Annotated in this window: 10 protein-coding genes and 3 pseudogenes; 9 read left to right on the top strand and 4 right to left on the bottom strand. The window is 61.3% G+C overall.

The window, feature by feature from the left end:
• Positions 1 to 514 (bottom strand): annotated as a pseudogene (locus NKJ26_RS32605) (hypothetical protein); the annotation flags it as partial.
• Positions 515 to 827: 313 nt separating this feature from the next.
• Here NKJ26_RS32605 and NKJ26_RS32610 point away from each other — a divergent pair.
• The 3 genes from NKJ26_RS32610 to NKJ26_RS32620 are packed head-to-tail and all read left to right on the top strand — an operon-like array spanning position 828 to position 1,604.
• A complete protein-coding gene (locus tag NKJ26_RS32610) occupies positions 828 to 1,010 on the top strand; it encodes an antitoxin Xre-like helix-turn-helix domain-containing protein (protein WP_352699930.1) in 183 nt (60 codons plus the stop codon).
• On the top strand, positions 991 to 1,137 hold the full coding sequence (locus tag NKJ26_RS32615; RefSeq protein WP_352699914.1) for an antitoxin Xre/MbcA/ParS toxin-binding domain-containing protein: 147 nt from the start codon (positions 991 to 993) through the stop codon (positions 1,135 to 1,137). Before NKJ26_RS32610 ends, NKJ26_RS32615 begins: the two co-directional genes overlap by 20 nt.
• Positions 1,137 to 1,604: an RES family NAD+ phosphorylase gene (locus tag NKJ26_RS32620; RefSeq protein ID WP_352699916.1), complete on the top strand. Its 468-nt coding sequence runs from the start codon at positions 1,137 to 1,139 to the stop codon at positions 1,602 to 1,604. The genes NKJ26_RS32615 and NKJ26_RS32620 overlap by 1 nt, the downstream gene beginning before the upstream one ends.
• An 847-nt stretch (positions 1,605 to 2,451) precedes the next feature.
• Here NKJ26_RS32620 and NKJ26_RS32625 read toward each other — a convergent pair.
• Both NKJ26_RS32625 and NKJ26_RS32630 read right to left on the bottom strand, forming a co-directional pair.
• Positions 2,452 to 2,782: pseudogene (locus tag NKJ26_RS32625) on the bottom strand (RES family NAD+ phosphorylase); the annotation flags it as partial.
• Positions 2,783 to 2,838: 56 nt separating this feature from the next.
• Positions 2,839 to 3,843 (bottom strand): L,D-transpeptidase family protein, encoded by a 1,005-nt coding sequence (locus tag NKJ26_RS32630; RefSeq protein WP_502903262.1) that lies wholly within the window; start codon positions 3,841 to 3,843, stop codon positions 2,839 to 2,841.
• Positions 3,844 to 4,315: 472 nt separating this feature from the next.
• Between NKJ26_RS32630 and NKJ26_RS32635 the strand changes: the two genes are divergently transcribed.
• From NKJ26_RS32635 to NKJ26_RS32660, 6 genes and pseudogenes are all read left to right on the top strand, one after another.
• Entirely contained in the window at positions 4,316 to 4,807 is a 492-nt protein-coding gene (locus NKJ26_RS32635; RefSeq protein ID WP_352699932.1) for a hypothetical protein, read from the top strand.
• Positions 4,804 to 6,327: an FAD-dependent oxidoreductase gene (locus NKJ26_RS32640; protein WP_352699922.1), complete on the top strand. Its 1,524-nt coding sequence runs from the start codon at positions 4,804 to 4,806 to the stop codon at positions 6,325 to 6,327. The genes NKJ26_RS32635 and NKJ26_RS32640 overlap by 4 nt, the downstream gene beginning before the upstream one ends.
• Positions 6,324 to 7,610 (top strand): annotated as a pseudogene (locus tag NKJ26_RS32645) (SDR family oxidoreductase). The gene NKJ26_RS32640 and the pseudogene NKJ26_RS32645 overlap by 4 nt, the downstream one beginning before the upstream one ends.
• Positions 7,610 to 8,092, top strand: a complete 483-nt coding sequence (locus NKJ26_RS32650; protein WP_352699924.1) for a DUF2269 family protein — start codon at positions 7,610 to 7,612, stop codon at positions 8,090 to 8,092. The pseudogene NKJ26_RS32645 and the gene NKJ26_RS32650 overlap by 1 nt, the downstream one beginning before the upstream one ends.
• A 122-nt stretch (positions 8,093 to 8,214) precedes the next feature.
• On the top strand, positions 8,215 to 8,400 hold the full coding sequence (locus NKJ26_RS32655; protein WP_352699926.1) for a hypothetical protein: 186 nt from the start codon (positions 8,215 to 8,217) through the stop codon (positions 8,398 to 8,400).
• Positions 8,401 to 8,403: 3 nt separating this feature from the next.
• Entirely contained in the window at positions 8,404 to 8,610 is a 207-nt protein-coding gene (locus NKJ26_RS32660) for a hypothetical protein (RefSeq protein WP_352699928.1), read from the top strand.
• A 476-nt stretch (positions 8,611 to 9,086) separates the two neighbouring features.
• Here NKJ26_RS32660 and NKJ26_RS32665 read toward each other — a convergent pair whose 3' ends face one another.
• Positions 9,087 to 9,584 (bottom strand): metallophosphoesterase family protein, encoded by a 498-nt coding sequence (locus tag NKJ26_RS32665; protein ID WP_352699934.1) that lies wholly within the window; start codon positions 9,582 to 9,584, stop codon positions 9,087 to 9,089.
• Between the last annotated feature and the right edge of the window lie 167 nt (positions 9,585 to 9,751).

The raw sequence follows: 9,751 nt of genomic DNA on the forward strand, positions 1-9,751 counted from the left end.
GTGCGGCCCTATGGGCTTCAGTGTTTCTGGCGGCCGCCCGTCGCCGTTTCCTCTCCTCCGGTTCGGCATGCTGCGCAGCTTCTTCAATCGTCGGCCATCGGCGCCGGAGCTCTTCATATGACCGGAAAGGAACTCTCCAGGCCCGCAACTCATCGTCCCAACTCGCCCACGGAACGGCGCGTAATTCTTCAAGCACCGCCCGCGAAAAAGGCGTGCGAATGCGGAGGTCGTCCGCGATTTCCAGATACCGACTCGATATTGGGTCGAAGGCGAAGGCATCGCGGCCCTTGTAATCGTCATGGGGCGCCCGCTGCGCTGCCTCCTGCGCTAGCCAGCGGTCGATCCGCCGGGCTGCTGTCTTGCCGGGCACGAACCAGCTCCTGCGCTCGTCGCTCCATCTGGCACGCGGAAAAGCTTGCTCAAACCGCTCGACCGCCATTCGATCGAAGGAAAAGCGGGCTTCAGCACCACGTGCCTGCTGTTTCTGCGGCGCGGGATGATCGTCGGGTTCCATCACGCTGCATCACTCGACTTCGCTGCACGGAACGCGCCGCCGTCCATAAAGGTTCACCAGCCGACGGGCCCGCAGGAATACGGCGACAAAGGTCATGCCCAACGTTAAGCCCTGCGCAGGAAACTTTCCCCACACTCGGCGGTTAAGAAGAGTCAAGAGAGATGAACGATGTCTCATCAGAGGTGAGACAGCGGCCGGGGCCGTGTGCGGGTACTGATGCGTCGGTACGAAACGACTGGAGGGCAAGGTTGTGCGTTCGCAAGCCGACCTGGCCTTGGCCGTCCGCGACAGGCTTCCGCTCTCTGCCCTCGTCGTGCTTAGTCAAGCCGGAATCACCGAGCGGGAAATCGAAAGGTTCGTGATCCCGCAGCGCACCCGCCGTCACCGCGCGGACAAGCAGCAGCCGCTGACAGTCGATGAGTCGGATCGCGCCGTCCGTCTCCTGCGCGTCCAGTCTCTGGCCGAGCAAACCTTTGGTGGATCAGGACAAGGCTAGCCGCTGGCTTCGTCGTGGGCTCATCGAACTCGGCGGCGAAACGCCGCTCGTTGTGGCGCAAACCGAAGCCGGCGCGCGCGTGATCGAGACCATCCTCGGCAAGATCGCTTGGGGCGCTGCCGCCTGATGTTGCTCTGGCGCCTGTCAGGCAAACAGTACGCGCAGGCGCTCGACGGCGGCTATGGCCTTCCTTTCGACGGACTCTGGAACACCGTCGGCCATGCGGTCACCTACTGCGCCACGTCTCCTGCGCTCTGTGTTCTTGAGAAACTCGTCCATGTCGAGGATCCGGCGCTTCTGCCGGAGCTCGTCATGGTCACGTATGAGTTGCCCGACACCGTGACGGTAGAGGATGTCAGGTTGGTAGATCTTCCGCCGGATTGGCGCCAGCACGAGGCCTGGAGTCAGGAGAGGGGCGATGAATGGCATGAAGTACGCTCGACGCTGTTGTTGCGCGTCCCTTCGGCCATCGTGCCTGTCGCCGACTCTCCAGATCTGAACGGGCTGATGAACCACGGTCATCCTGCCGCGGCTGACATCCGCATCCTTGGCCAGGAACCCTTCTCACTCGATCCGCGAATATTTGAGGCTTGACCAGCAGATGAGGAGGAGTAGCCGTTTGAGTAACCGGTGTAACCATTGGCGCCGGGCAACTCCATTAACAATTTAAAACAATCTGATGCAGATTTGCGGCGTATAGTCCGGTGTGTCGCTTGAAAGTTGTTACGGAGACTCTGCCCCACTCCGCACGTTTGCCCATATCCATCTTGCGTTCAACGAGGAGGCCGCTATGGTTGGGCAAGCGCATCAGGCACGCAAGTTTCAGTGCACCAAGATGATCAAGTCTGGTGGCCTGCCGGCATGTGGTTGAAGTGTCACCTTTGCTGACCTACATCCGCGGTGCGTCGGATGTTTCCTCCCATTCGTCCGGCGCGTTCCCCTCTGGAGGTTTTAACCTTCGTACCTGGCCGGATCTTTGGTCCGGCCTTTTTCTTGCGCGCGAGAAATGACCGGTCGTTAGTTGGCGATCTCGCCGCCCAGAATGGTTAGATATCGCGTTGCCACTTCACCGCTGAAATGAAAAGCATGATGAGACGCTGTCCAGCCGACGGTTTATCTTCGCCAGTCCGGCAGGCGGAAGACTGATCCATGGCCGTTTCCTCGGCCTGCCATCCTTCACGGTTATTCGAACGCAATGGCAATTCGCCGGGCTTGTCAGTATCTCGCAAGAGATGTGGAGAATTGACTATGCTGCAGGCTTGTCGAAGACCACGGGTAACCCACGTGCCGACGCCATCTCGACGATTACTTTATCGGAAAGGCGAGTCTGCAGTGTCGTACGGATACGTTTGACAGTTTAGGCACCGGCAAAGGCGCGAGATCCTCGGCACCATCGAGAAGCCGACTGACTTCGAGTCAGGCAGATGAACGTCAGCAAGCCTGCTCGCGTCCGTGCTTGCCCGCTCGCCTTCATCTGGTCGCGCCATGTGCCGTCGGTGAGCGTGGCATCGTCCATCCCCTCCGCCTTGAGACGTGTTCATCCCGGGAGTTGCAAACGCCATCCTCTCGGCATCATAGGAGACAAGCGTCGAGGGCTGGAGATTGCCGACCTCGTTAGCTTCGCGCAACGCCGTCATCACCGACAATGATGCGTAGAGAACGGGCATAGCTTTCGGGTTGAATCGTCCGCCATAGAGTTCGGCGCCACGGCCTGACAGCCGCTCGCGCGCGTAGACAGGGTTCAGCGCGATAGAGCTTCCCCGATACAGCACCGGGCCAGGCGTGAACGCCGGGTCGGAACCGTCGCGTCTTTCGCAATCAATGTCAGCTACTGGAGCCCATTGGCGTCAGCGCCGGCCGTGCCATCCTTGAAATCAACCTTTGTGCCCTTTTTCACTACGGCGGCGAGGTCCTCGGCATCCCAGTTGGTCAGCCTGATGCAACCATGCGAAAAGGTCGTGCCGATCTTGCCGGGTTCAGGGGTGCCGTGAATGCCGTAGCTCTCGATAGAAAGGTCGATCCAGACCGACCCCACAGGATTGTTCGGGCCGGCAGCAATGGTGAGGGGCCGCTTGGTCTTGACCCCTTTGAAAGCAAAGTCGGGATCGTAGTGATAAGTGGGGTTGTGCACTACGCGCTTAACCTGGGCTTGGCCGCCGGGCGCCGGCTTCTCTTCGCTCCCGATCGAGGCCGGGTAGACTGCGAGCCATTTGCCGGAAGGATCGAGCACGCGCACCAGGCGCGCACCCTTGTCGACCTCGACGCCGGCATTAGCTGATGGCGGATCGCCGCGCGCCACATCAGGCACCACCACCATCTTGCCGGCCTTGCTGAAGCCAATGCCCGGATTGAGCTTTCTGAGCAATTGCACGCTGATATGGAACCGCTCCGCCAGCTTTTCCGTCGCATTGCGATAGCCAAGCCTCTTCAGGCCGGCCATCCGCTCCAGGCGAGCGGGTATGCGTTTGGTAAAGGAGCCATGCAGGTCCTTGCGCGTCAGCTCATAGGTGACCAGGACCGGGCTTGCGGACGTTGCCATCAGCTTATCCCAGGTCTCCCGCGAAAGGTTGCCATTGGACGGAAGTCCGTGCGCGGCCTGAAACGCCATAACGGCTTTGGTGAAGTTCTCGGACGGCCGGCCCTCGATCAGGCCCGGCGAAAAGCGGGCGCGATCCAAAAGGATCTGCGCTTTGAGAATCGCCGCATCGACGGTCTTCGGTTCGCCCGGAGCAAATTGGGCCTGATTGACTGCAGCCATATCCAGCTTGGCTGCTTCCGTCCGACCGCACACGAGCACAAGTGCCGCTGCGACAACGAGAAGGAGCCTTATCATCATCATGTCACTCCCGGATTCACCAAACCTGATCCAATGACGCGCCCCGGCCCGTCTGGTTCCGCCGAGGCAATAGAAAGGCGGGAAAGAGGTTCAGAAAAATTGGAGCAAGGGAGTGGCAGCTTCTGATCGGAAGTGGACGAGCCCGGCAGCCAGGCAGGTAAGGCGGGGCTTAAATGCGGGTGACGCGATCACCCAGTTCGATGGCAGCGAGCGTTCTGCCCGTTTGCAAAGTCGGCTCCTGAGTCAACCGAGCTCAAGCTCCTCCGACGAGGGTTCGCGAGACAGAGCCCACCGGAACGCGCAATCATCCGCCGTCGGTGTTGCCATGCCTGCCGTGCCAAGTTCTCCGGGGCTTGCGCAACCGTCACTGGGTGAGTTTGTTGCGTCAGTTCGAGAGAACAGCCGCAGGGAACAATGGATCCTCGGTCCCGTTTAGCAACATCGCTTCAAGGAGGGTGCTGTGCGGCAGATGGTGTTGGGTGCTCTGGCGGGCCTTGCGGCAACAATGGCCATGACCAGCGCCATGCAGCGGCTTCACCCTTTGCTCAACGACCGGAGTCGCTATCCTTTGCCGCCGCGGGAGATCGTCGAGCGCGTGGGCATCGCAGGTGATGAACGGCATGCGCGAACCAATGCACTGCTGGCGCATTTTGGCTTTGGAGCCATGACAGGTGCTATTTTCGCACTCTTGCCGCGGCGCCGCGGCAGCGGCACGCTGTACGGCCTTGGCGTGTGGGCGGTGAGTTACCTCGGTTGGATCCCCGCGGCGCGCCTTCTTGCTCCCGCATGGCGCCACCCTGCACAGCGAAATCTGTTGATGATGGCCGTGCACATAGTTTGGGGCGCGGCGCTCGCAAAATCTCTCAGCGAGTTGGAGGCGGCGGAGTTCGAAGCATTTGGCAGGCCCCCGGGCACCCAACCATCAGGCTTGGAATGGCAGGAGCGAGGGCCGCAAGGATGAAGCCAATCCCGTTGTGGCTCGACCGTGCGCCTGAGGTCTCGTTTGGCGCCCTCCAGGGCAAACATCACTTTGACGTCGCGATCGTCGGCGCAGGCATTGTGGGGCTGCATGCAGCTTGTGTCCTGCGTCCCTCAGGTCTGAAGGTGGCGGTGCTTGAAGCACGTCAGATCGGACACCAGGCCACCGGCCGCTCCACAGCCAAGGTCACATCTCAGCATGGCCTGAAATACGCTTCCCTCATTCGTCATTTCGGCAAGGACGGTGCGAAACTTTACGCCGACGCGAATGAAAAGGCCAAACAGGAGATTGCTACACTTTGCTCAGGCATGGCGCATAAGGCAAGCCTGGAAGCCAAAGCTGCCTTCATCTACGCCGAAGACGAACAGCAGGCGGAGAAACTACACCATGAGGCCGATGCCGCCGCTTCTCTTGGATTGCCAGCGGAATTCTTATCCGCTGTGGACCTGCCCGTGGCGACCGCCGGAGCACTCCGCTTTGCCGGCCAGTATCAGTTCGATCCGTACCTTTATCTCTGCGGGCTGGCTCGCCTCGCCGGTGACGGCAACGTTTCGGTCTTTGAAAGCAGCCGCGTTCTAGAGATCGCAGGCGACGGTCCCTACCAGTTGAGCCTGGACGGCGGCGTTGTCACCGCCGGCAAGGTCATCGTCGCCACGCAGATGCCTATCGTTGGGGACGGACTGTTTTTTGCCAAGGCCTTTCCCTTTGCACATCCGGTCGCGGCAGCATCACTGCCGGAACACACGGCGATCGACGGCATGTTCATCAGCGCAGGCGAGCCTTCTCATTCATTCCGGACGGCGAGCAAGGACGGCAACCGCTTTCTCGTGGCAGCCGGCGGCGAATTCAAGACTGGCGATCGCAAAGCCGCGAATGAGGCCGTCACCGACATGCTGGCGTTCCTTGAGCGGACATTCGGCATCCACCAGCCATCGCACCTTTGGATAAATGAAGATTTCCGGTCGATGGACGGGATGGCCTTTGTCGGCCCTGCGAGCTCTTCCAAACCAAGCCTTCTCGTTGCCACCGGTTTCGACGCATGGGGCATCACGCAAGGCACCGTCGCAGCCGAAATCCTTGCCTCGATTGTCCTTGGAGAATCCCATCCGGCGGCCGAAATCTTCGAGGCGACCCGCATCAAGCCGCTCGCCGGCGGGCCGACCTTCCTATTCGAGAACGTCCAGACGGCAGCCCGTCTGGCAAGCGAGCGCATTCTGGGCTCAAGAGCTGTCGCTATCGACGACATTGCCCCGGGAGAGGGCGGGGTGATCCAACACGATGGAGAGCAGCTCGCAATCAGCAGAGCACACGATGGTGCTGTCACCGCCCGTTCGGCGATTTGTACCCATCTCGGCTGCGTGGTCGGATGGAACCCGGTCGATCGAACCTGGGACTGCTCATGCCATGGATCCCGCTTTGACGAAGCCGGTGAAGTGCTTTCGGGTCCAGCGACCAGATCGCTTCAGACGCGAGCGCCGCCGAATGCCGGAAACAGCGAATGAAAGTCCTCGTCACCGGCGCCTCGGGTCTGATTGGAGCTGCGCTTTGCGCGCGTCTTGCGGCCGAGAGACATGAACTCGTTCGTGTGCTCCATCGGGCCGGCATCGCCGCTGTCCCAGGGCCCCCGCCCGTCGTGATGGACATAGGGAGGGCAGTGCGGCCGCAGGACTGGACCCCCCACCTGATTGGGGTGGACGCGGTCGTGAACTGTGCCGGCGTCTTGTAGGACAGTGTTCGGGAGAATACGCGCGACGTCCATGCAACCGGGGCTTCGGCCCTGTTTGCCGCTTGCGAGCAGGCCGGAGTGCGAAAGGTCATCCATTTCTCGGCCATCGGCGTCGATCGCCAGCAGCCGTCCGCCTTCTCCGCCAGCAAACTGGCGGGAGACGTGGCGTTGATGGAGCGCGAGCTTGACTGGATCATCCTGCGCCCTTCGGTTGTCTTGGGACAGCCGGCCTTCGGCGCAAGCGCGCTGTTTCGCGGTCTCGCCGCTTTGCCTCTATTGCCTGTCATGCCCGGCACCGGCCCCCTCCAGGTCGTGCAGCTGGACGAGGTGATCTCCACGGTTAGTTTCTTTCTCAGACCCGACAGCCCATCGCGCCTCATTCTGGAACTCGCGGGACCTGAGGCGCTGCCCATGAACACCGTGGTTGGGCTCTACCGCCATTGGTTGGGGTGGAGCCGGGCTCGAGAGTTCATCCTGCCCAAAGCGGTCGGAGCCACCCTATACCGGATTGGCGACTGGGCGGCTCTGCTGGGATGGCGCCCGCCAATGCGCAGCAATGCGGCGAAGGAGATCGCCAGGGGCGCCGTCGGTGAACCCCAGCCCTGGACAGCGATAACCGGAATTCAGCCGTCAAGTCTGGCATCCGCACTCAGGCTAAATCCCGCCACGGTACAGGAGCGATGGTTTGCAGGGCTCTATTTCGTGAAGGCGGCGATCTACGCCGTGCTGCCCTTCTTCTGGATCATGACTGGCATCATTTCCCTCACCACCGGCTGGCGCAGCGGCGTTGAGCTGCTGGTCGACACTGCGGTCGGCGCTTTGGCCAAGCCGGCCGTCGTCGCTGGCGCCCTGGCCGACATGGTCGTGGGTGGGTTAATCGCCTGGCGCCCGACCAGCCGACTTGGTTTGTTCGGTGCTATCGCCGTGTCGCTTTTCTATGCGCTGGCGGGCAGCCTCCTGCGCCCGGAGCTCTGGAACGAGCCACTCGGGCCCCTGATGAAAATCCTGCCGATCCTGGTTCTGCACTTTGTGGCGCTGGCGATCCTGGAAGAACGCTGATGGCTTATTTCGTGCTCAAATACTTGCATGTCATTGGTGCGGCGGTGCTGCTGGGGACCGGCGCCGGCATTGCCTTTTTCATGCTCCTGGCCCACCGAACCGGAAACGCAGCGACGATCGCGGCGGTCGCCCGGATCGTCGTCGTCGCCGACTTCCTGTTTACGGCCACTGCCGTGGTCGCGCAACCTGTGACCGGGGTCGCCCTCGCCTGGCAGGCGGGCTATTCGCTCGCCGAAGGATGGATCGTTCTATCGATACTGCTCTATGTCGTCACCGGCCTGTTCTGGCTCCCCGTCGTGTGGATGCAAATGCAAATGCGCGATCTTTCCACGCAGGCGGCCGCGTCCAACCAGCCCCTGCCTGAGCGCTACTATCAATTGTTCAGACTTTGGTTCGTGTTCGGCTTCCCAGCCTTTGCCGCCGTGCTCGCCATCTTCTGGCTAATGATTGCGCGCCCACCCATAGAGTGGTCGGCCGCTTAAGACCGGATGGAGTGCTGGCGAGAGCATCGTCGGCATTCCGGGCAGCCATAGGCGCAAGTGCATCGCAGCCCTTCGGCGGAACCTTCCCGCGACGCGCCAGTTCGGGTGTGAAGGAGAAACCCATGAGTACGAAGCCTCCTCCCGTTCCGGCCGCGAACCTCAGCCCCAAAGGCAGCGGCGACGAGAAGCCGGTGCCCGTCGACCAGGCTCCGCGTGGCCGGTCTGCTGCGGGAGATCCTGACAAGCGAGGCCAGCAAGGCAACACCAAGGTCAACACCACCCACCAGGGACATCAGCAAGATCGGTAGGCCATGTCCACGTCCAAGAAGACCCCTGCCAGCATCCGTCACGGCGGTCCTGGCGCGTCGCAGGAAAACGCCAAGAAGCCGCAGGCGGTGGAAAAACCGCCCCCCGACGACGATCGGAGTAGACAAACCAGGATCTCCGGCGGAGGGGGCGAGCGCGACAGTCACCATACTCAGGACCCGGACAAGAAAGGCGGCGGCACCCGGCCGTAGGGGCAGCTGCTCAGCCACGGCTATCGGTGTGACAGGCTTTCCGGTCCCGTCGCATTGCCTCGTTGCGATCCTCCGTGCCGGCGCGTCCGAGCAGCGCGGCAAGACATTTTCGCCGACCAGCAAGGCTTCCGGAACTTCATGCTGATTGGCTTGATCCTGGCCACGGGAAGGAGTTGGGCTACGTTGCAGCGAGGTCGCCAATCCGCCCATGTCATCAGCGGGCGCGAGTCATAGCTGGTACAGGGTCTCGTGCGGGGTGAGGAAAGACAGGATGTCGTTGATGGCGGGATCGTCCGCCATGTTGCAAAAGCCGTGTGGCGAGCACCCGGCCCACTGCTTTGTCAAGCGTAACATATGAGCTAGTTCTCCTTTGTGACCTAAGTTAAGTCGCGGTGACAGGAGTGCCACCATCGGGTCTCCGCTTGCCCTCCACCAAAGCTCAAGACGCTGCCCGCGCAAAATTCTGCCGCGCTCTGCTAACGTCGGCGGCGTCTGACCTGAATGGCAGCAAGAGTAACCGGACGAAAATCCCAACTGTCGACGCCGACATCATACTGGCGCGATATCGGGTTCAGTCGGCCATGGGAATGGCCGTGCAGATTGATCGATTTTTTGCCGATCTGGTTCCAGGTGCGAAAAGGATAGTGGCAAAGCACCAGGAAACTGCCGTCCAGCGCAAGCTCCTTGTAGTGGTTCACACTTGTCCAAGCTGACGCTTCGATGGTGGCTGCACCATCGTTGTTGCCGATGATCAGGTGCTTGCGGCCGTTGAGGCAGGACAGCAGCGAAGACACGGTCGCGGCCGGACCCTTGGCAAAATCGCCGAGGTGCCAGACCTCGTCATCAGGAGCAACAGTCTCGTTCCAACGCGCAGCCAGCGCCAGATCGTGCTCCTTCAACGAACTGAAAGGGCGCCGGTCGAGGCGCAGAATGCGCGGATCGCTGAAATGGGTGTCGGCGGTGAAGAAGATCATCCTCGGCAGCCGGTTGTGATCAGCAATCGTGACGATCGCCTTTACATCCAATCCTAGATGGCCGCCTGACTTCGCCAACCATCCTGATGCGCCGCCTCCTTGAGGATCTTGAGTGCTTCCTCTTTGGTGAGGCCGCACTTGCGCGCAAAATAGTTCGCCTCGATCGC

It is taken from the genome of Mesorhizobium sp. M0152, from assembly GCF_040322415.1.
Taxonomy (GTDB): domain Bacteria; phylum Pseudomonadota; class Alphaproteobacteria; order Rhizobiales; family Rhizobiaceae; genus Mesorhizobium.